Consider the following 20,927-nt stretch of genomic DNA (forward strand, 5'->3'; position numbering starts at 1 on the left):
ATCCGCGCAGACAGAAGGGGGCCCGCACCTGAGTGCGGGCCCCCTTCTGTCTGTCGCCCGTCGGGCCGCCGGTTACGGCAGGGAGTCGACCAGCTCGGCCACGCTCTTGCGCCGCCCGGTGTAGAAGGGCAGCTCCTCACGGGTGTGCAGGCGGGCCTTGGCGGCGCGCAGGTGGCGCATCAGGTCCACGATGCGGTACAGCTCGTCGGCCTCGAAGGCCAACAGCCACTCGTAGTCGTTGAGACCGAACGAGGAGACCGTGTTGGCGCGCACGTCCGGGTACGGGGCGGCCATGCGGCCGTGCTCGGCGAGCATGGCGCGGCGCTCGTCGTCGGGCAGCAGGTACCACTCGTAGGAGCGCACGAACGGGTACACGCAGATGTTGTCCCGCGGCTCCTCCCCAGCCAGGAAGGCGGGCACGTGGCCGCGGTTGAACTCGGCCGGGCGGTGCAGGCCCACGACCGACCACACCGGAGTGCTGACGCGGCCCAGGCGGGTGCGGCGGAACTCGGAGTAGATGCCCTGGACCTGCTCGGGGGTGTCGGCCACCCACCAGAACATGATGTCGGCGTCAGCCCGGAAGCCCTGGACGTCGTAGCTGCCGCGCGTGGTCACGCCCTGTGCGGCGGCCTTGTCGAGCAGGCTCTGGAGCTCCTCGGCGGCCGCGCCGCGGTCCACACCCTCCAGGCTGTCGACCTTGAAGACCGACCACATGGTGTAGCGGATGAGTTTGTTGAGGTCGGTGCCGTCCTGGGCGACGGCCTCGTTGTTCTGCTGCCCCGTCACGGGTTGACTCCTTGCTGGTTCGGTCCGGGCTGGTTCGGTCCGGCGGCGCCCGGGGCGCCGCGGTCGGTGTGGTTGTGGTCGGTGAGTGCGTCGGCCAGGCGCTCGGCCTCGCGGCCGGCGTCGGCGATGCAGGCCGGGATGCCCACTCCCCCGTAGGCGGCGCCGCACACCCCGAGTCCGGGACGGCTGCCCACGGCCGAGCGGACGCGCTCCACCCGGGCGGCGTGGCCGACCGCGTACTGGGGCAGCCCGTCGGTCCACCGGGTGACGCGGGTCTCGACCGGGGATCCGCGCAGTCCGGTGACGCGGGCGAGGTCGGCCAGGGCCGCTGCGGCCAGCTCCTCATCGGAGCGGCGCAGGGCGTTCTCGTCCCGGAACCGGCCGATGGAGCAGCGCAGGGCGACCAGGTCCTCACCCGGGTTGACCCTATCCAGCTCCTGGGCCAGCCAGGGCCACTTGTTGCTGGAGAAGGTGGCGGCCTTGATGGTCAAGCCCTCACCGGCCGGAACCAGGAAGCCGGTGCCGGTGAGCGTCGCGGGGAAGGCCGAGGCCGGCAGGGCGAAGGTCACCAGCGCCATGCTCGCGTACTCGGTCCGGCGCAGCTCCCGCGCGGCGGCGGGTTCGGTGTCGGCGAGCAGGCGGGCGGCCTCGGGGGCGGGGCAGGCGAGCAGCACCGCGTCGCAGTCGAGCGTCTCCGCCTGGGCCCCCTGTGCACCCTCCAGGCGCACTCTCCAGCCCTCGGGGAGGCGCTCCAGGGCCTCGGCTCGGGTACCGGTGCGCAGATCCTTCTGGAGGGACACCAGGGCATCCACGAGCGAGGCGACCCCACCGCGCAGGGAGGCGAAGACGGGTCCTGCCTTGGTGGGCGCGGCGCCCCGGCCGCTCAGGCTGGTGTGCACGGCGTTCATCAGGGAGCGGTCGCGCCGGGCCATCGGGGCGATCTGCGGCAGGGTGGAGTCCAGGGAGAGCTCGTCGGCCCGCCCCGCGTACACGCCACCCAGAAGGGGTTCGACCAGCCGGTCCACCACCTCGCGGCCCATGCGGGTGCCCACGTAGGCGGCCACGGGAACGTCGGATCGCACCGGCGTGCGCGGCCAGACCAGGTCGAGCGCGGCGCGCAGGGTCCCCGCCGGGGAGAGCACCCCGCTGCGGGCCAGGGCGCGCAGGTCGCCGGGCACGCCCATGAGCTGGCCCTTGGGCAGGGAGCGGATCCGGCCCCGGCTGTAGATGGCCGCGGCTCCCGGGCCCGGGTGCACCACCTGGTCGTCCAGGCCGAGCTCGGCGAAGAGGTCGAGGGCCTCGGGGCGGCGGGCGAGCACGGCCTCGGCACCGGCGTCGACGGACACACCCGCCACGGGCGAGGCGCGGAGCTTTCCTCCCGGGGCTTCGGCGGCCTCGACCACCGTGGTGGTGATCCCCCGGCCGTTGAGGCGGTGCGCGGCGGTGAGTCCGGAGACCCCGCCTCCGATCACGACGACATGCGGTGCTTGCGGCATGCCACCAGCTTCCCAGATGCCGCGGGTCACGGTGATCCGCCGTCCCCGAAGCGGGACCTCCGGCGGTGGGGTTTCGGCCGGAGGTCCCGAGGGTCCAGGTCCGGCGCCCGGGCGCGGCGCGAATCCGGGAGGGGTTCGATCCGTTGCGCTCTCGTTACCGACCGGACGAAACGCCCGGGTTCGGGGTCGCGTCGAAGCATCATGGACACTTCAGCCCTCCCCCGTGCGGGCCGTGTGGCCCGCACGACCGTCGCCACCGGTATGGCCGCCCTGTTGCTCGCCGCCTGCGGTGCTTCCAACGACCTGACGGACGGCAGCGCCAGCCGAGGCGCCGCCCCGGACTCCGCCGGCCTCGCCATGCCCGAGGAACAGGCCGACGCCGAGGCCGGATACACGGAGGAGGGAGCCTCGGACGCGGCGGACGGCAACGTGGGCTCGGACGTGGAGATCACGGACCGGCAGCTGATCCACATCGCCGAGATGACCGTGCGCGTGGAGGACGTCGCCGAGGCCTCCGACCTGGCCAAGGCCCTGGCGGTCGAGGCGGGCGGCTACGTGGCCGAGGAGCGCCTCTCCACGCCCACGGCCGGCACCCCCGAGAGCGCTCTGACCCTGCGCGTCCCCAACGATGACTACGAGAGCTCCCTGGACGCGCTGGCCGAGCTGGGCGACCGCTCCACGCTGGAGCGGTCGGTACAGGACGTCACCGAGGACGTGGCCGACGTCGAGAGCCGCATCGAGTCCTCCCAGGCCGCCCTGGAGACCCTGCGCGGTTACCTGGAGCAGGCCGAGGACGTCGACGACCTGCTGCGCGTGGAGAGCGAGATCCAACGGCGCCAGGAGGACCTGGAGGCGTTCCAGGCGCGGCTGGACTCGCTGGAGAACCAGACCGCCTACTCCACGGTGCACCTGACCCTCCAGCCCCCGGCCACCTACGTCGAGGAGCCCTCCCGGGACTCCGTCGGGTTCCTCGGCGGGCTGGAGCGCGGCTGGCTGGCCCTGGTCACCCTGGGGCAGGGTCTGGCCGTGATCGCCGGCTGGCTGCTGCCCTTCGCCGTGGTGGCCGCGGTGCTCGGCGCCTGGCCGCTGTGGTTGTGGCGCCAGCGCCGCAGGGCCCGCCGGGACCAGCGGGCGCGGAACGCGGCCGTGCCCGCGGGCGACGCCGCTGAGGGTTCCGAGAGCGGTTCCGCGACGGCGGACACGAGCCCGGAAACAGACGCGAACGGCCCCGAGGACCAGCGCTGACCGAGCGGAACGACGCCGGCGCCCGGCTCCCGCTGCGGGGGCCGGGCACCGGCGCGTCGTGTGTCGTGCCTGTCGCGCGGAGCGCCTAGTTGGCGGTCTCCTCGTGCACGAAGGCGGTGAGGCGTTCGAGCACGGTCGGGTCGGTGCTGGGCAGCACACCGTGGCCGAGGTTGAAGATGTGGCCGTCGGCGGCGCGGCCCCGCGAGAGGATGTCGCGCGTACGGTCGGCGACGACCTCCCAGGGCGCGAACAGCGTCGCGGGGTCCAGGTTGCCCTGGAGCGCCGTGCCCGGCTGGACCCGCTGGGCGGCCTTGTCCAGCGGCACCCGCCAGTCCACGCCCACGACGTCGGCCCCGGCCTCGCTGAGCAGGCTCAGCAGCTCGCCGGTGCCCACACCGAAGTGGATGCGCGGCACCTCGTACTCGGTCAGCTGACCGAAGATCCACGAGGTGTAGGGCAGCACCGAGGCGCGGTAGTCCTCAGCGCTCAGCGCGCCGACCCAGGAGTCGAAGAGCTGGACCGCGCTGGCCCCCGCCTCGATCTGGGTGCGCAGGAAGCCCAGGGTGATGTTGGCCAGGCGGCGCATGAGCTCGTCCCACAGCTCGGGCTCGCCGTACATCAGCGCCTTGGTGTGCTCGTGGTTCTTCGACGGCCCGCCCTCGATGAGGTAGGAGGCCAGCGTGAACGGAGCGCCCGCGAAACCGATCAGCGGCTTGTCGCCGAGCTCTCCCACGAGCTGGCCGACCGCCTCGGTGACGTACGGGATGTCGCCGGGCTCGAGATCGCGCAGGCGTTTGATCCCGTCGGCGTCCCGGATCGGGTCGTCGACCACGGGGCCGACACCCGGCTTGATGTCCAGGTCGATCCCGATGGCCTTGAGCGGTACGACGATGTCGCTGAAGAAGATCGCGGCGTCGGTGTCGTACCGGCGGACCGGCTGCATCGTGATCTCGGTGATCATGTCGGGTCGCGCACACGCCTCAAGCATCGGCACGTCAGCGCGGACCCGTCGGTACTCGGGCAGGGAGCGCCCGGCCTGGCGCATGAACCACACCGGTGTGTGGGACACCGGGAGGCGCCGGCAGGCGCGGAGGAATGGAGAGTCTTGAAGCGTCACCCTTGAATCGTGCCATGCCCGTCCCGGTGGTCTCACTCGGATCGCCGGAGCGGGGTCCTTCCGGCGGGGCGGGCCGGGGGCGCGCAGACCGCGAACCGGCGCCGCTGGCGGCTCCGCGGTCCCAAGATCATCACAAAAGCCCGACACGCCGGGGGAACTACGACCGCCCGCCGGTGACTCGTGCCACGGTCGAATCCGTGCCCACCATCACACCATCGGCGGGACACGTCCCGGCGACCCCCGCCAGGACGTGATCACCACAATATGAAGGCTGACGTTTCCATCATGCCCGATGTCGGTAGCGCCGAGAACGCTCAGGAAACGTTCCGGCGAGCGGTCGAGGCCCTGCGCTCTCCTCACATCCGCCCCGAGATCACCGTCCGGGAGATCCCCTCTCCCCAGCGGCTGGCTCCCTATTCCTCGGCCGTGTCGGCCGAGGTCACGGTTCAGGGCGAGGAGATCGCCTGGGGCCGGCTGATCGTCCTGTACGACCCCGAGGGCACCCGCGACTGGCCCGGCCCCTTCCGGGTGGTCTGCCAGGCCAACTCCGAGCTGGAGTCGGAGATCGCCACCGATCCCCTGCTCGGCCCGGTCGCCTGGAGCTGGCTCACCGACGCCCTGGAGACCAACGGCGCCACCCACCACACGCTGAGCGGCACGGTCACCCGTGCCACCACCGAGGGGTTCGGCACCAAGGCGCACGAGGGCGCCACCACCGAGGTCGAGATGCGCGCCTCGTGGACCCCGGAGTCGGCGGACCTGTCCGGACACATGAGCGCCTGGCTGGCGCTGCTGGCCTCCGCTTCGGGCCTTCCCCCGCTGGACGTCACCGACATCGCCCGGCAGCGGTCGCGCCCCTGAGCCACGGCGCGGGCGTTGAATTGTGCCTTGAGTCGTACCGATCAACACCCTCCGAGCTGGGATCGGGCGGCCCTGCGGGGGGCGGCTCGGGGCCCGGCGGACCCGTAACGCCCAGCGATGCCGAAACGGCCCGTATCTGCGTTCGGTGGCGACAGCGCATACCGTAGTGGTGTGGCGAACGCGTTGAACTCCAAGACAGAACCCCGCGAACCAGACAACGACGACGCGGAGAGGGCGCCTCTACTTCGGGAACCACGCGAGGGCCTGCCTGAGGTCACCGCGGACGCCGACGCCCTCGCCGGTGTCATCGCGGCCCTGAGCGCCGGCTCGGGCCCCGTCGCCGTGGACGCCGAGCGCGCCTCGGGCTACCGGTACGGGCAGCGCGCGTACCTGGTGCAGCTGCGGCGGGAGGGCTCCGGATCGGCGCTGATCGACCCGATCGCCTGCCCCGACCTGAGCGGCCTCAACTCCGCGGTCGGCGGAGCCGAGGTGGTGCTGCACGCCGCGCACCAGGACCTGCCGTGCCTGTCCGAGGTCAACCTGCGCCCGTCCCTGCTGTTCGACACCGAGCTCGCCGGGCGGCTGCTGGGCTACCAGCGGGTCGGGCTCGGGTTCATGGTGGAGCGGTTGCTGGACGTGCGCCTGGCCAAGGAGCACTCGGCGGTGGACTGGTCCCAGCGGCCGCTGCCCGAGGACTGGCTGCGGTACGCGGCGCTGGACGTGGAGATCCTCATCGAGCTGCGCAACTCCCTGGAGACCGAGCTCGCCGAGACCGGCAAGCTGGAATGGGCCCAGGAGGAGTTCTCCTCCGTGCTGGCCGCCCCGCCCAAGGAGCCGCGCGCCGATCCCTGGCGGCGCACCTCGGGCATCCACAAGGTCCGCAACCAGCGCGCCCTGGCCGCCGTCCGCGAGCTCTGGTACGAGCGTGACCGCATCGCCCGGGAACGGGACATCTCCCCGGGCCGGGTGCTGCCGGACGCGGCGATCGTGGAGGCGGCGACGGCGATGCCGCGCAGCACCACGGAGCTGGCCAAGATCCGGCAGTACGGGATCAAACTGGCCCGCCGTTACCTGACCACGTGGATCAAGGCGGTGAACCGGGCCCGTGACATGGCTCAGGCCGAGCTGCCGCGGCCCAACGCCCCCGGAGACGGGCCGCCGCCGGTCAACCGCTGGGCCGACCGCGCCCCCGAGGCGGCGCGCCGGCTGGAGGCCGCCAGGGCGACGGTGACGGGTATCGCGGAGGACGTCGTGATGCCGACCGAGAACCTTCTACTGCCGGACACCGTCAGAAGGTTGGCTTGGGCGCCCCCGAAGACCGTGGACCCGGATTCCGTGGGCGATTTCCTACGCACGCGTGGCGCACGGAACTGGCAGGTCGGCTTGACGGCGGAACCGCTGGCCACGGCCCTGCGGGACGCGGAAAAAAGCTGATCAATACCCCTTTCAGTCATTTTGAATCCAAAGGTGACTGAAGTCACACACATACAGGGGCGGTTCATGCCTGTTCCGTAGCCCGTTGTCCGATTAAGTTATAGAAACGTGCCCTGGAATCTCGGGGCCGTTCGGCTTCTTCTACGGGTATGTAACGAACCGCGGGCCCACAAGGCCCCGGTACGTGTGATCAGGGAAATGTGGTGAGTCTGCTTGTCGTTCTGGCGTGCGCTGCTGCGTGAGACGGGGTTGACGCGTTCTGCCAAGGTCAAGGCGACCGAGGCCGCCATACCCACTCCCCAGGAGCGGGAAGAGCTCCTGGCGGAGCGGACCGCGCCCCTGCCCCAGCAGGTCCCGACCCACGCGGGCGGGGTGCCCACCGAGACCTCGCACCGGGCGCTGCCCCAGCGCCCCGCGTCCTCCGCCTCCGGCACCCAGGTCTCGGGAACCAAGGTCCCCACCGCCGGGATGCGCGCGGCGGCCCTGGAGCGAACTCTCCAGTCGCTCGTGGAGCGACTGGGGACCGAGCACCCGGACACCATCACCGCCCGCAACAACCTGGCCACCAAGTACGCGCAGATGGGTCGGCGCCAGGCCGCCGTGCAGCAGTTCGAGCTGGCCCTGGGCGAAGCCGTGGCGGTCTACGGCGAGGACCACCCCCGTACCGAGATCATCCGGGAGAACCTGGCCTGGGCGCTGGAGGACGTGGGCTGCCCCGCCGACGCCGCCGCGCAGTGGGAGACCCTGCTCAGCCAGCGGGAGAACCAGTTCGGCCCGGCCGACGAGGACACGGTGGAGGCGCGCATGCGCCTGGCCGTGTGCTACCGGCGCAGCGGCCGCGTGGACGCCGCGGTGGCCCACTACGCGCGGGCCGTCGAGGACGTCGCCTCCACCGAGCGCCGCGAGGAGCTCCGGCTGGGCATGAGCGCGGCGCAGAGCATGGCCGGACGCTACGAGGAGGCCATCTCGCAGCTGCGGATGGTGCTGGCCGGGCGCCGCCGTCGCCTGGGCAAGGGCCACCTGGACACCCTCGCGGTACACCACCGGCTGGGCCGCGCCTACACGCAGGCGGGCCGGGCCGATGAGGCCGTCGAGGTCCTCCGCGAGGCCTACCGCGTGGCGCTGAACTCCTCCGGCGACCCGGAGGTGCGCCGACTCACCATGCGGCTGCGCCGGGACCTGGCGGGCGCCTACAACGCCGCGGGCCGTCACCGCGAGGCCGACGCGCTGCTCTGACACAGCGCAACGAGGGCCGGGACTCCCCACGGAAGTCCCGGCCCTCACGCGTGTGCGCGGAAGGTTCGGGGGAACAAGGTGGCCAGGCGCGAAAACCATTCGCGCGAGCCGCCCTGGCCTGGCAGGATCCGTCCGTTGGTCGCACACATTGACCGGAGAGAACGATGCGCGAGCTCAGCACCGAGGAGATCCGCTCCTCGTTCGTCAACTGCCCCAAGGGCGAGGCCAAGCGGATGCACTTCCCAACAGCCATGCCGCTGCTGGACTGGGAGGACATGGACTTCCTCGGCTGGACCGACCCCAAGGCTCCGAACCGCGCCTACCTCGTGATCGACTCCGGTGAGGACCCGCTCGGGGTCGCCCTGCGGCTGCCGACGGGCAACCGCAGGGCGAACTTCTTTAAGTCGATGACCTGCTCGTTCTGCGTGACCGTGCACCCCGCCGGGGGCGTGCGCCTGTTCAGCGCCCCCAAACCGGGCAAGGCCGGTAAGCAGGGCGACACGGTCGGCCTGTACGTGTGCGCCGACCTCGCCTGCCCGCTCTACGTGCGGGGCAAGCGCGAGTCCCCGCTGATCCAGCCCGCGGAGACCATCACCCGCGAGGAGCGCATCCAGCGTCTGCGCCTCAACGTCGACCGCTTCGCGACCACCTTCCTGGGCCACGAGAGCTGACCCGGGGTGCGCGAGCCAGGGTTCAGGAGCTCGCGCTGGCCCCCTCCGGGATGTCGGGGCTTTCGGGGGTGAGGAGCTGGCCCGCGGCGAGGTCCCGGTAGAGGTCGTCGCCCTCGACCAGTTCGGCGTGGGTGCCCACCGCGCGGACCGTGCCGGTCTCCATGACCACGATCCGGTCGGCGCTGGTGACCGTGGACAGGCGGTGCGCCACCACGATCACGTTGGTGCTGCGGGCCGCCTCCAGCATGACCGCCTTGAGGGCGCCCTCGTTGGCGGCGTCCAGCTGGGAGGTGGCCTCGTCCATCAGCAGCAGGCGGGGGCGGCGGAGCAGCGCCCTGGCGATGGCCACGCGCTGGCGCTCGCCGCCGGAGATGGTGACGCCCCGGTGGCCGATCGGGTTCTCCAGGCCCTCGGGCAGGCGGTCGACCAGGTCCGTGAGACGGGCCGTTCGGACGACCTCGTGGAGTTCGGCCTCGGTGGCGTGCGGCGCGGCCATGGTGAGGTTGGCGCGCAGGGTCCCGTCCAGGACCGGGGCGTCCTGTTCGACGTAGCCGATCTGGGCGCGCAGCGCCTCCAGGGGCCAGTCGCGGACGTCGGTGCCGTCCAGGAGCACGCTGCCGGAGGTGGTGTCGTAGAAGCGCTCGACGAGGGAGAAGACAGTGGTCTTGCCCGAGCCCGAGGGTCCGACCAGGGCGGTCAGGCCCGCACCCGAGGCCTCGAAGCTCACGCCGTGGTGCACCAGCGGCAGGTCGGGGTGGTAGCGGAAGGTGACGTCGGTGAGGGAGAGCTCGGCGGGGCGGGCGGAGAGGGGTTCGGTGCGGTTGCCTTCGGGGTTCTCCCGGTCCAGGTCGGCGACCTCGTCGATGCGGCGGACGGCGGCCAGGCCGGTCTGGAGCTCGGTGGCCGAGTTCACCAGGGTGATGATGGGTTCCATCAGGTAGAAGAGCAGCAGCAGGAAGGCGATGAGGGTGGAGACGTTCATCGTCCCCGCGGCCACCATGCCGCCGCCCACGCCCAGGACCACGAGGAACGAGGCGTTGATGGTGAGCGAGGCCAGGGTGCCCGAGAGCGCGGTCCACCCGGCCACGGCGACGCCCTTGCGCCAGGACTCCACCGCGGCGACGTCCAGGCGCTCGATCTCGGCGCGTTCGGCGGAGGAGGCCTTGACCGTGCGGAAGGCGCCGAAGATCCGCTCCAGGAGCGAGCCCATCTCACCGAGGGAGGCCTGCGCGGCCTGGGTGGCCCGGCCGATCCTCGGCAGGATCACCCCCATGAAGACACCGACCACCAGGATCATTCCCAGGGTGATCAGGAGCAGCGTCGGGCTCAGGAACGCCATGATGACGATGGCGCCGACCAGCAGAACCGTACTGGTGAAGAGGTTGGTGATGCCGCTGGTGGCGACGGAGCGGAGCAGGGTGGTGTCGGCGGTCAGCCGGGAGACCAGGTCACCCGGTTTGAGCCGGTCGAGTTCTCCTACGCGTAGTCGGACCAAGCGGCCGACCAGGTTGCGGCGTACTCCGAGCACGACGCTCTGGCCGGTGCGTTCCAGCACGAAGGCGCCCAGGGCGCCGATGACGGCGCCGAGGAGCACCACGGCCAGCAGGGCCAGGATCGGGCCGGAGACGGAGCCGCCCCCGCCCAGGGCGTCGATGACGTACTTGGCCATGAGCGGCTGCGCCAGTCCGGTGATCCCGCCGAGGAAGGTGAGCACACCGCCCAGGACCAGCATCCGCCAGTGCACGCGCGCGTACTCCCACAGGCGGCGCAGCGGCGCTTTGGGCGCCTGCCTGAGCAGCGCGACGTGCTCCGGGTCCGGTCGCGGCATCTTTGCCCCCTTCATCTCCTACGCACGGAATCTCCCTCCAGCCAACCGTGTTGGCGGTAGCGGCCACAACCGCCGAAAGTAGGGGATGCCCCCTTCTTGAGAAGTGATCGGCCCCGCCGCTCGCACTATTTGTTACTGGCGAGTAGCATGGGCCCCATACAGTCCACCAACGCTTGGAGAAGGAGGGGCCATCGTGTCGCGAACTGCCCGCGATGTCGTGTTTGTCGATGGGGTCCGCACCCCGTTCGGCAAGTCAGGCAAGGGCCTCTACGCCGAGACGCGCGCCGACGACCTGATCGTCCGCGTCATCCGCGAACTGATGCGCCGTAACCCGGGCCTGCCCCCGGAGCGCGTCGACGAGGTCGCCATCGCCGCCACCACCCAGATCGGCGACCAGGGCCTGACCCTCGGGCGCACCGCCGCGATCCTCGCCGGGCTGCCCAAGAGCGTCCCCGGTTACTCCATCGACCGCATGTGCGCCGGCGCGCTCACCGCCGCGACCACCGCGGGCGCGGGCATCTCCTTCGGTGCCTACGACGTCGTGATCGCCGGTGGCGTCGAGCACATGGGCCGCCACCCCATGGGTGAGGGCGTCGACCCCAACCCCCGGATCATCTCCGAGAAGCTGGTCGACCCGTCCGCGCTGGTCATGGGCAACACCGCCGAGAACCTGCACGACCGGTACCCGACCATCACCAAGGAGCGCGCCGACGCCTACGCGGTGCGCAGCCAGGAGAAGGTCGCCAAGGCCTACGCCGACGGCAAGATCCAGCCCGACCTGGTCGAGACCCTGGTCCGCTCCGCGGAGAAGGGCTTCGGTCTGGCCACCCAGGACGAGCCGCCGCGCCCCGGCACCAGCATGGAGTCGCTCGCTGGCCTGAAGACCCCGTTCCGCGCGCACGGCAACGTGACGCCCGGTAACGCCGCCGGTCTCAACGACGGCGCCACCGGCACCCTGCTGATGGCCGAGGAGGTCGCCGAGGAGCTGGGCCTGGACGCCAAGATGCGCCTGGTCGACTTCTCCTTCACCGGTGTCGAGCCCGAGGTCATGGGTGTCGGTCCGGTCCCGGCCACCGAGAAGCTCTTCGCCCGCCAGGGCATCACGATCGACGACGTCGGCCTGATCGAGATCAACGAGGCCTTCGCCGTCCAGGTGCTCGCCTTCCTGGAGCACTTCGGCATCGCCGACGACGACGCCCGCGTCAACCCGTGGGGCGGCGCGATCGCCATCGGCCACCCGCTGGCCTCCTCCGGCGGTCGTCTGATGATGCAGCTCGCGCGCCAGTTCGCCGAGCGTCCCGACGTCCGTTACGGCATCACCACCATGTGCGTGGGCCTGGGCATGGGCGGGACCATCCTGTGGGAGAACACCAACTACGAGGGGGGCAAGTGAGCACCGCCATCGAAGAAGCCCGCGAGCTTTTCAAGGACGAGGTCGTCACCAACGCGATCTCCCGCGATGTCGAGCTCCCCTACGGCGCGGGCACCGCTGTCCTGATCACCCTGGACAACGGACACGACCACACCAAGCCGAACACCTTCGGCCCCGGCGGCCTGCTCAGCCTGGACGCCGCGATCGAGGCCGCCAGGGCGCGCACCGACATCGTGGCCGTGGCCGTCACCGGGAAGCCGTTCATCTTCGCGGTCGGCGCCGACCTGACCGGCGTCCCCGCGATCCAGACCCGCGAGCAGGCCGAGGCCATCGGCAAGCTGGGACACGACGTGTTCCGCAAGCTCGGCGAGCTGGACGTACCCACCTTCGCGCTGATCAACGGCGCGGCCATGGGCGGCGGCGTCGAGGTGGCGCTGCACTGCACCTACCGCACCGTCTCCGCCGGCGTTCCGGCCTTCGCGCTCCCCGAGGCCTTCCTCGGCCTCGTCCCCGGTTGGGGCGGCACCTACCTGCTGCCGAACCTGATCGGCGCCGAGAAGGCCCTCAAGCTCATCGTCGACAACCCGCTGGCCCAGAACAAGATGATCAAGGGCAAGCAGGTCTTCGAGATGGGGATCGCCGACGCGATCTTCGACCCGGCCGACTTCGTCGAGGAGTCCCTGCGCTGGACCGCCAAGGTCCTCAAGGGTGACGTCAAGGTCGAGCGCCCCGAGGTCGACAAGGGCGAGGCCTGGGACAACGCGGTCAACATGGCCCGCTTCGTGGTCGAGGGCAAGCTGCACGGCGCCGCCCCGGCCCCGGCCCGCGCCGTCGAGCTGGTCGCGGCCGCCAAGACCGCGAGCCGCGACGAGGGCTTCGACGCCGAGGACCAGGCGCTCGCCGACCTGATCATGAGCGACGAGCTCAAGGCCGGCCTGTACGCCTTCGACCTCGTGCAGAAGCGCGCCAAGCGCCCCGCCGGCGCCCCGGACAAGTCGCTGGCCCGCAAGGTCACCAAGGTCGGCGTCGTCGGCGCCGGCCTGATGGCCGGTCAGCTGGCCCTGCTGTTCGCGCGCCGCCTGGACGTGCCGGTCGTCATGACCGACCTGGACCAGGACCGCCTGAACAAGGGCGTCGACTACGTCCACGGCGAGGTCGACAAGCTCCTCAAGAAGGGGCGCGTCAACCAGGACAAGGCCAACCACCTCAAGGCCCTGGTCACCGGTTCGCTGACCAAGGACGCCTTCTCGGACGCCGACTTCGTCATCGAGGCCGTCTTCGAGAAGATGGAGGTCAAGCAGCAGGTGTTCGCCGAGGTGGAGGCCGTGGTCTCCCCCGAGGCGATCCTCGCCACCAACACCTCCTCGCTCTCGATCACCGAGATGGCGTCGAAGCTGAAGCACCCCGAGCGGGTCGTGGGCTTCCACTTCTTCAACCCGGTCGCCGTCCTGCCGCTGCTGGAGATCGTCCGCGGCGACAGGACCGACGACGCTTCGCTGGCCACGGCCTTCGCCACCGCCAAGAAGCTGAAGAAGACCTCGGTGCTGTGCAAGGACGCTCCGGCGTTCGTCGTCAACCGCCTGCTCACCCTGTTCATGGGCGAGGTCCTGGGCGCCGTGGCCGAGGGCACCGAGCCCGAGGTCGCCGACCGCGCGGTCGCGCCCCTGGGTCTGCCGATGTCGCCGCTCATGCTGCTCCAGCTGGTCGGCCCGGCGGTCGGTCTGCACGTCGCCGAGACCCTGAACAGCGCGTTCCCCGAGCGCTTCGCGGTCTCGCCGCAGCTGGAGGCCGTGGTCGAGGCGGGCAAGACGGAGATCTTCGCCCCGGACCTGACCATCGACCCCGAGGTCAAGGAGCTCCTCAAGGGCGGCGACAGCCCGTCCGAGGAGAAGGAGATCCTGGACCGGGCCCTGCGGGCCCTGGCCAAGGAGATCCAGATCATGCTGGACGAGGGTGTCGTGGCCGAGGCCGCCGACATCGACCTGTGCCTGATCACGGGTGCGGGCTGGCCCTTCCACACCGGCGGCATCACCCCGTACCTGGACAAGGTCGGCGTCTCCACCGCGGTGAACGGCAAGCCGTTCCACGAGGGCGACCCGAAGGCCTTCTAGGTCTGAGCTAGCCCTTTGAGGGCCCGAACTTCCGGGAAGGAAGTTCGGGCCCTTTTTGCATTTCCCCACGTAAACGACTTATCAATGCATTCCGACTACGGGAAAATACTTATTAGCAACCCTGTGTAACCTATGCCGCGTGGCAACCTCTCCCGAACAGCAGATCTACGCTGAGCACTTCGCGGACTGAATTCCTACGTCCGGCTCACCATCCCCTGAGCCTATGGTCGGTCGGACGTAGGATGCCTGTATGAGCGAGGCGAATGAGGAGGGCTCTCCCCTGTGGCACCTGACCGGGTTCCGGCTGATCAAGCTGGGTGAGCTGGTGCAGGCGGCCACGGCCTCGGTGTTCGAGGCGATGGAGGTCAGCGCGCGTCAGTTCCACGTGCTGGCGACCGCGGCGACGATGGCCGAGCCCTCGCAGCGGGAGCTGAGCCGCACGCTCGGAATCGATCCCAACGTCATGGTGGGAGTCGTGGACGAGCTGGAGCGGTTGGGACTGGTGGAGCGGGTGCGCAACCCCAATGACCGGCGGCGGTACATCGTCACGCCGACGCCCCGGGCGCTGCAGGTGCTGGCCGACGCCCGTGCGGCGGTGGAGCGGACCGAGCGGGAGTTCTTCGCCGGGGTGTCCGAGGAGGAACGCCAGGTCCTGCACGAGCTGTCCGGGCGGTTGATCGGCCAGCACCCCCAGGTGACCAAGACCGAGTAGGTCAGTGGGTCAGTGGTTCAGGCCGAGCCTGGCGTGCACGCGGCGCAGGGGGCGGGGCGCCCACCAGTTGGCGCGGCCGGCCAGGCGCATGGTGACCGGGACCAGGACGCCGCGGATCAGGGTGGCGTCGACCAGGATCACCGCGGCCGTACCGATGGCCAGCATGATCAGGTAGAACACGCTGGAGGTCGCGTAGACCGCGAAGGACGCCGCGAGGACGACGGCGGCCGCGGTGACCAGGGGGCCGCTGCGTTGGAGTCCGGCGGCCACCGCGGAGGTGGTGTCGCCGGTCAGGTCGTACTCCTCCTTGATCCGGGCCAGCATGAACACCTCGTAGTCCATGGACAGGCCGAAGGCCACGCAGAACATCAGGATCGGGAAGGTCACCTCCAGGGTGCCGTTGGCGGTGAAGCCCAGGAGGCCGGAGAGGTTGCCCTCCTGGAACACCCAGACGATGACGCCGAACATCACCGCCAGGCTGAGCACGTTGAGCACGATCGCCTTGAGCGGTAGCAGCAGGCTCCCGGTCATCAGGAACAGCAGGACGAACGTGACCAGCAGGACCATCCCGAACACCAGGGGCGCCCGCTCCAGCAGGGCGTCGCTGAAGTCGGTGAGGTCGGCCGGGTAGCCGCCGATGGCGGTGTCGGTCGGGGCCGGGACATCGCGGAGGTCGTCGATGAGCCCCGAAGCGTCCTCCAGCGCGGCCATGGTCGGCACCACCGAGAACCAGGTGGCCCCGTCGGAGACGTAGCGCTCCGCGACGGCTCCGGGCGGGATCGTGAGCTGTCCGTCCTGGTAGGTGCCGGTGTGCGCGTCGACCTGGGAGACCCCGGAGACGCGGGACAGGGCGGCCGCGTAGGCGTCGGCCTGCTCCGGGGTGGTGGCGGAGTCGACCAGGACGTGGACGGCGTCCATCTCCTCCTGGCCGAAGCCCGCTTCGATCTGCTCCTGGACGTCCCGGCTGGAGTGCCCTTCGGGCAGGACGCGGGCGTCGGGCAGGCCGAAGTCGAGCCCGGCCACCGGGGCGGCCAGCACCAGGACCAAGCCGAGGGCGGGCACCCCGTACAGCAGCGGGCGGCGCATCATACGCAGCGAGTTGGCGTGCCACCAGCCGCTGTCCGCGCGGGGCCGGCTGCGGGGGCGGACCCGGTGCCCGACCTTGGTCAGGGCGGCGGGCAGGATCACCAGGGCGGCGATCACCGAGGTCAGGACCACGCCCACCCCGGCGTAGGCGAAGGATTGCAGGAACGGGAACGGGAAGAGCATCAGGCAGGACAGCGCGATCGCCACGGTGAGCCCGCTGAAGATGACCGTGCGCCCCGCGCGGGCCACCGCGAGTTCCACCGCCTCGGGCACGCTGAGCCCCCGGGCCAGCTCCTCGCGGAAGCGGGTGATCACGAACAAGCTGTAGTCCACACCGAGCCCGATGCCCATGACCAGGGTGAGGTTGGCTGCGAAGGTGGAGACCTCGGTGAGGGCGGCGGCCCCGCGCAGCAGGGCCAGGGTGGTGACCACCGAGTACACGCCCATGGCCAGAGTGAGCCCGGCGATCGACGCCCGTCGGTAGAGCAGCAGGAGCAGGGCGAAGACCAACGGCAGGATGATGATCTCGGCTCGCACGAAGTCGCTCTGGGCCTGCGCCGCCGCTTGGCGGAAGATCTCGTCGCCGCCGCCGACCTCCACGCGGATCTCGTCGTCGGCGCGGGTGAAGTCCGGGGAGATCTCGGCCAGGGCGGTGCGGGCCTCGGTGACGGTGCCCGCCATGCGCACGGTGATCAGGGCCTGGGTGGCGTCGTCGGAGCGCATGGCCGGTGAGCCTTCACGCGACCAGTAGGAGGCGGTCTCGGCGACCCCGTCGCGGGCGGCCAGCTCCTCTTCCAGGGCGGTGGCGGCCTCGACCACCCCGGGGTCGTCGACGGTGCCCTGCTGTGCGGTGACCAGGAGCAGGAAGTGGTGTTTTCCGGTGCCGAAGTTCTCTTCCAAGGCCCGCTCGACCTGGAGGGACTCCGATCCGGGGCTCTCGAATCGGCTGAGCTGGAGCCGGTCCAGGGTGCCCGCTGCCAGGACCAGGGCGGTGAGGGTGACCAGCGCGGCGAGGAGGAGGATGCGGCTGGGGCGGCGGGCCACTCCCCTGCCGAGCCGGGCCAGCAGGGGCGGCGCGGATGGTTCGGGGGCCGTGGGGCCCGGCCGGCTCGGTGGCGGGGTCGTGGTGGGTGTGGTGGCCATGGGATCTCCTGGAGGGTGCGTATGGCGCCGGGGCAGGTGCACCGTTCCCAAATCAATACTTCGACCATATCGTATGCACTACATATGATTCAGTAGAGCGATAATAAGAGATGCCCATCACAAAGGCCCCGCCCGGCGGGTAGCCGGACGGGGCCTTGAGGGCCTGGAACTCGGTCGGGTGGGAGGCCGGCCAGAGACCGGTGGGGCCGGCGCGAGACCGGGGAGCGGTCAGACCCCGGCGGGGACCTTCTCCCGCCGTTCGCTCTCGCTGGTGACGGAAGGGGGCTCCTCCTCGTCCTCACCGCCCTCGGAGATGCCGATCCGGTCGTGCACCCAGCGCAGCGGGCGCGGCAGCCACCAGTTCCAGTCGCCGAGCAGGCGCATGGTGGCGGGCACCATGATCGCCCGGACCAGGGTGGCGTCCACCAGGACCGCGAGCGCGAGCCCGATGCCGATGATCTTCAGGAAGAGCAGCCCCGAGGTGCCCATCGCCACCAGCACCACGCCCAGCAGCAGGGCGGCGCTGGTGATGATCTGGCCGGTGCGCTGCAACCCCAGCGCCACCGAACGGGTGTTGTCCCCGCTGCGCAGGTACTCCTCCCGCACCCGGCTGAGCAGGAACAGCTCGTAGTCCATCGCCAGACCGAAGGACACGATCATGATCAGCACCAGGTACGTGGGGTCGACCGTGCCGACCGCCTCGAAACCGAGCAGACCGGCGAAGTGCCCCTCCTGGAAGCCCCAGATCACCACGCCCAGCGAAGCGCCCAGGGACAGCGCGCCCATGAGCACCGCCTTGATCGGCAGCACGATGGAGCCGAAGGCGAGAAAGAGCAGCAGCAGCGTGGAGCCGATGATGAAACCGACCGTCTTGGGCGCCTGCTCGACGATGGCGTCCAGGTTGTCCAGCTGCATGGGGGCCGCCCCGCCCACGAGGGTCTCCTGCGAACCCTCCGGGCCGGGCTCGGCGCGCACGTCGCGCACCAGGTCCTTGGTCCCGGGATCGTCGGTGGCGCCCTGGTAGACCACCTCCACGTGCGCGACGCCCTCCCCCGTGCGGGCGAGTTCGGTGCGGACCGCGCCGGGCAGCGCGTCGAGGCGTTCGACGTACTCGTCGAGCTGTTCCCCGGTGCTGTCGCCGACCACCGCAACGTGCAGCCGTCCGACCTGACCGGCGGGGAAGTCGTCGCCCATGGACTCGGTACCGATCCGGCTGGAGGCGTCGGCCGGCAGATAGCGCTGGTCGGTGGAGCCGAGCTCGGTCGAGGCCAGGCCGGAGGTGAACGCGACCAGGACGCAGCCGACCGCGACCAGTGAGACCGCGGGTCCGCGCATCACGGCGCGGGCCAGCTTGGCCCAGGCCCCGGCGTTCTCGTCGATCGCGCCGGTGACGGTCCGGCGCGGCAGGGGCAGCTTGAGCCGGTCGACGCGGCGGCCCACCACCGACATCAGGGCGGGCAGGAAGACCAGGGCCGCGATGAGGTCGAGGGCGACCACGGCGATGCCGCCGAAACCGATGGACTTCAGGATGGGCTGGGGGAAGAACAGCAGACCGGCGAAGGCGATGCCGACGATGACGCCGGAGAAGGCGACGGTGCGCCCGGCGGTGTCGACGGTGCGGCGGACGGCGTCGGGGACCGCGCGGCCCCTGTTCAGCTCCTCACGGAAGCGGCTGACCATGAACAGGCCGTAGTCGATCGCCAGGCCCAGACCCAGCAGGGTGGCGACGTTGATGGCGAAGACCGACACGTCGGTGACCGAGGTGAGGGCGCGCAGGACGGTGAGGGAGCCGAGGATGGCCAGGCCGCCGACGGCGAGGGGAACCAGCCCGGCGACCAGGCCGCCGAAGATCAGGACCAGGAGGAGGAGCAGGAGCGGGAGCGTGATGAGCTCGGCGCGGATGATGTCGCTCTCCGCGGTCTCCGAGAGTTCGTGCTCGACCGCGATCGGGCCGCCCAGGTGGCTCTCCAGGGGGCCGGACTCCAGTGCCTCGGCGGCCGCCTCGAACTGGTGCAGGCGCTCCTCGTGCGTCTGCCCGGTGAGGGTGATCGGGATGTAGGTGGCGTGCATGTCCTCGGAGACGAGGATGCCGCGCTCGATGTCCTCGAGTCCCTCGTCGAGGTAGACGTCGTAGTCGGCGACCAGGTCCTCGGGCAGGTCGTCGGCGATCCGCTGCACGGCCTGGGCGAAGGTCGGGTTGTCCACCCGCATCTCGTCGCTGCGGTAGACGGCGATGATGTCGATGTCGGAGTGGCCGAGCTCGTCCTGGAGCACGCCCATGGCCTGGGAGGACTCGGATCCCGGATCCTCGAAGCCGCTTTCGCTGACGTCCGAGAAGACCCCGAGTCCCCACACCACGGAGAAGGCGGTGAAAAGCCCCGTGAGGGCCAGGATCCACCATCTGCCCCGGTGGGCACCGAGCCCGAGTCGGCCGAAGAACCCCGTGTGTGTCGGCATGGGCGCCCCCTTGAAGCGAACGGTCGTCATATTCGTGAACACTGTTTGCTAACGGTGTTTACTTAAGCGTGCAGGCGTTACGATGTCAATATCGCCGAGTGGAACCAGAGCGCCACGACCCTGGCGCGTGAGACGGGGTGTACCGCAGCACATGACGAAACCGCCGGTCACAAGCGACCAACGGACCGGGGGAACCCTGAGCCGCCGCGAACGTGTGCGTGAAGCCACACTCACCGAGATCAAGGCGATCGCCCGCAGACACCTCGTGGAGCACGGGGTCGTCGGGGTCTCCCTGCGCGCGATCGCCCGGGAGATGGGCATGACCGCTCCGGGCCTGTACCGCTACGTGGAGGGGATCGACGCCCTCCTGGTGGCGATCACGGCGGACATGTACGAGGAACTGGCGGACGCGGTGGCCGCCGCCGACGCCGGGATGCCCGTGGAGGACACCGACGGACGCATCCTCGCGTCGTTGCGCGCCTTCCGGAACTGGGCCATCACCCACCGGACCGAGTACTCGGTGATGTTCGGGCCGCGCACCCGGCTGGACCCGTCGGCCGACATCGGCGTCGCCCTGGAATCGGGGCGCCGGTTCGGGTCCACGTTCTTCACGCTCTTCGACCGCCTGGTCTCCGAGGAGCGCTTCCCGCTCCCCGCGGACGAGGACATCCCGCAGGCGCTCCGCCCCGAGCTGCGCTCCTTCGCGGACACCGTCGGTTTCACCTCGCCCGACATCTCCGAGGGCGCCGTGATGGTGCTCACCGCCTGCTGGGTGCGCCTCTACGGGGTGGTCTGCATGGAAGTGTTCCAACACCTGAGCTTTGTCGTGGGTGACATGGAACCATTCTTCGAGTCCGAGCTTCAGAACATGGCGAAGGACCTCGGGGTGCGCTACTCCCCGCCTCGGAAGGTGGAGGGCGTCTAACACCGGCTTGACCGTTTAAGCCCCATACTGGAGGTCTGCGGCACTTGCCGGATTCGTGGGTACGAATCCGGCATGCCGTACCCGTGTTGGCGCGAAGACGAGGACGAGCCCGTGGAGAACCGAACCGGCGCTGAGCGGCCCGGAGAGAACGCTCCCCGGCCGGACCGGACCGGCACCCACCAGCGACCGCCCGAGCACACGGGAACCCTCCGGCACGATTCCCCTCCCCCGCGCGGCCGGCCGCCGCAGCCGCCGCGTCCCGCACAGGCTCCGCGACCGCCGCGCACTCCGGTGCGCCCCGACCCCACCGAGTCGCAGGGCTGGGTGGCTCCGGGCGCGCCTTCGCGGCCCGCCCCCGCTCCACAGCAGCCGCCTGCGCAGCCGGGGCCTCCGCCGTCCCAGCAGTGGGGGCGGCAGCAGCCGCACCCGATGCACCAGCACCCCGTT

Annotated in this window: 15 protein-coding genes; 9 read left to right on the plus strand and 6 right to left on the minus strand. The window is 70.7% G+C overall.

Annotated features, from left to right (window positions below):
- Nucleotides 1-72: 72 nt before the first annotated feature.
- A complete protein-coding gene (gene hemQ, locus HNR07_RS10975; protein ID WP_184364763.1) occupies nucleotides 73-786 on the minus strand; it encodes a hydrogen peroxide-dependent heme synthase in 714 nt (237 codons plus the stop codon).
- Complete coding sequence (hemG, locus tag HNR07_RS10980; RefSeq protein ID WP_184364765.1) at nucleotides 783-2,282, minus strand: protoporphyrinogen oxidase; 1,500 nt, start codon at nucleotides 2,280-2,282, stop codon at nucleotides 783-785. Before hemG ends, hemQ begins: the two co-directional genes overlap by 4 nt.
- Before the next feature lie 201 nt (nucleotides 2,283-2,483).
- Here hemG and HNR07_RS10985 point away from each other — a divergent pair, with 201 nt between their 5' ends.
- On the plus strand, nucleotides 2,484-3,527 hold the full coding sequence (locus tag HNR07_RS10985; protein ID WP_184364767.1) for a DUF4349 domain-containing protein: 1,044 nt from the start codon (nucleotides 2,484-2,486) through the stop codon (nucleotides 3,525-3,527).
- Between the two features lie 85 nt (nucleotides 3,528-3,612).
- Here HNR07_RS10985 and hemE read toward each other — a convergent pair whose 3' ends face one another.
- Nucleotides 3,613-4,581, minus strand: a complete 969-nt coding sequence (gene hemE / locus HNR07_RS10990; protein ID WP_376769975.1) for a uroporphyrinogen decarboxylase — start codon at nucleotides 4,579-4,581, stop codon at nucleotides 3,613-3,615.
- Nucleotides 4,582-4,929: 348 nt separating this feature from the next.
- Between hemE and HNR07_RS10995 the strand changes: the two genes are divergently transcribed.
- The 4 genes from HNR07_RS10995 to HNR07_RS11010 all read left to right on the plus strand — a co-directional run bounded on the left by HNR07_RS10995 (nucleotide 4,930) and on the right by HNR07_RS11010 (nucleotide 8,846).
- Complete coding sequence (locus HNR07_RS10995; RefSeq protein WP_184364770.1) at nucleotides 4,930-5,505, plus strand: DUF3000 domain-containing protein; 576 nt, start codon at nucleotides 4,930-4,932, stop codon at nucleotides 5,503-5,505.
- A gap of 183 nt (nucleotides 5,506-5,688) precedes the next feature.
- Entirely contained in the window at nucleotides 5,689-6,939 is a 1,251-nt protein-coding gene (locus HNR07_RS11000; RefSeq protein WP_221319358.1) for a ribonuclease D, read from the plus strand.
- Nucleotides 6,940-7,152: 213 nt separating this feature from the next.
- On the plus strand, nucleotides 7,153-8,175 hold the full coding sequence (locus HNR07_RS11005) for a tetratricopeptide repeat protein (RefSeq protein WP_184364774.1): 1,023 nt from the start codon (nucleotides 7,153-7,155) through the stop codon (nucleotides 8,173-8,175).
- A gap of 164 nt (nucleotides 8,176-8,339) precedes the next feature.
- Entirely contained in the window at nucleotides 8,340-8,846 is a 507-nt protein-coding gene (locus tag HNR07_RS11010; protein WP_184364776.1) for an FBP domain-containing protein, read from the plus strand.
- Nucleotides 8,847-8,868: 22 nt separating this feature from the next.
- Here the strand turns inward: HNR07_RS11010 and HNR07_RS11015 are convergent, their stop codons facing one another.
- Nucleotides 8,869-10,674, minus strand: coding sequence for an ABC transporter ATP-binding protein (locus tag HNR07_RS11015; RefSeq protein WP_246420253.1), 1,806 nt, complete (start codon nucleotides 10,672-10,674; stop codon nucleotides 8,869-8,871).
- 217 nt (nucleotides 10,675-10,891) lie between these two features.
- On the opposite strand from HNR07_RS11015, the gene HNR07_RS11020 reads away from it, so the two are divergent.
- The 3 genes from HNR07_RS11020 to HNR07_RS11030 all read left to right on the plus strand — a co-directional run bounded on the left by HNR07_RS11020 (nucleotide 10,892) and on the right by HNR07_RS11030 (nucleotide 14,869).
- Nucleotides 10,892-12,067: a thiolase family protein gene (locus HNR07_RS11020; protein WP_017581065.1), complete on the plus strand. Its 1,176-nt coding sequence runs from the start codon at nucleotides 10,892-10,894 to the stop codon at nucleotides 12,065-12,067.
- Complete coding sequence (locus tag HNR07_RS11025; protein WP_184364780.1) at nucleotides 12,064-14,157, plus strand: 3-hydroxyacyl-CoA dehydrogenase NAD-binding domain-containing protein; 2,094 nt, start codon at nucleotides 12,064-12,066, stop codon at nucleotides 14,155-14,157. The genes HNR07_RS11020 and HNR07_RS11025 overlap by 4 nt, the downstream gene beginning before the upstream one ends.
- 250 nt (nucleotides 14,158-14,407) lie before the next feature.
- Nucleotides 14,408-14,869: a MarR family winged helix-turn-helix transcriptional regulator gene (locus HNR07_RS11030; protein ID WP_184364782.1), complete on the plus strand. Its 462-nt coding sequence runs from the start codon at nucleotides 14,408-14,410 to the stop codon at nucleotides 14,867-14,869.
- Between the two features lie 9 nt (nucleotides 14,870-14,878).
- Here HNR07_RS11030 and HNR07_RS11035 read toward each other — a convergent pair whose 3' ends face one another.
- Nucleotides 14,879-17,098, minus strand: coding sequence for an MMPL family transporter (locus HNR07_RS11035; RefSeq protein WP_184364784.1), 2,220 nt, complete (start codon nucleotides 17,096-17,098; stop codon nucleotides 14,879-14,881).
- 228 nt (nucleotides 17,099-17,326) lie between these two features.
- Nucleotides 17,327-19,555 (minus strand): MMPL family transporter, encoded by a 2,229-nt coding sequence (locus HNR07_RS11040; protein WP_184364786.1) that lies wholly within the window; start codon nucleotides 19,553-19,555, stop codon nucleotides 17,327-17,329.
- Nucleotides 19,556-19,706: 151 nt separating this feature from the next.
- Here HNR07_RS11040 and HNR07_RS11045 point away from each other — a divergent pair, with 151 nt between their 5' ends.
- On the plus strand, nucleotides 19,707-20,480 hold the full coding sequence (locus tag HNR07_RS11045) for a TetR/AcrR family transcriptional regulator (RefSeq protein ID WP_184364787.1): 774 nt from the start codon (nucleotides 19,707-19,709) through the stop codon (nucleotides 20,478-20,480).
- The last annotated feature ends 447 nt before the right edge of the window (nucleotides 20,481-20,927 follow it).

The sequence above is a fragment of the Nocardiopsis metallicus genome, from assembly GCF_014201115.1.
Classification (GTDB): Bacteria; Actinomycetota; Actinomycetes; order Streptosporangiales; family Streptosporangiaceae; genus Nocardiopsis; species Nocardiopsis metallicus.

Coding starts and splice junctions, on each gene's coding strand:
- hemG (WP_184364765.1), bottom strand. CDS start 2,282: ATGCCGCAAGCACCGCATGTCGTCGTGATCGGAGGCGGGGTCTCCGGA.
- HNR07_RS10985 (WP_184364767.1), top strand. CDS start 2,484: ATGGACACTTCAGCCCTCCCCCGTGCGGGCCGTGTGGCCCGCACGACC.
- HNR07_RS10995 (WP_184364770.1), top strand. CDS start 4,930: ATGCCCGATGTCGGTAGCGCCGAGAACGCTCAGGAAACGTTCCGGCGA.
- HNR07_RS11010 (WP_184364776.1), top strand. CDS start 8,340: ATGCGCGAGCTCAGCACCGAGGAGATCCGCTCCTCGTTCGTCAACTGC.
- HNR07_RS11015 (WP_246420253.1), bottom strand. CDS start 10,674: ATGCCGCGACCGGACCCGGAGCACGTCGCGCTGCTCAGGCAGGCGCCC.
- HNR07_RS11030 (WP_184364782.1), top strand. CDS start 14,408: ATGAGCGAGGCGAATGAGGAGGGCTCTCCCCTGTGGCACCTGACCGGG.
- HNR07_RS11035 (WP_184364784.1), bottom strand. CDS start 17,098: ATGGCCACCACACCCACCACGACCCCGCCACCGAGCCGGCCGGGCCCC.
- HNR07_RS11040 (WP_184364786.1), bottom strand. CDS start 19,555: ATGCCGACACACACGGGGTTCTTCGGCCGACTCGGGCTCGGTGCCCAC.
- HNR07_RS11045 (WP_184364787.1), top strand. CDS start 19,707: ATGACGAAACCGCCGGTCACAAGCGACCAACGGACCGGGGGAACCCTG.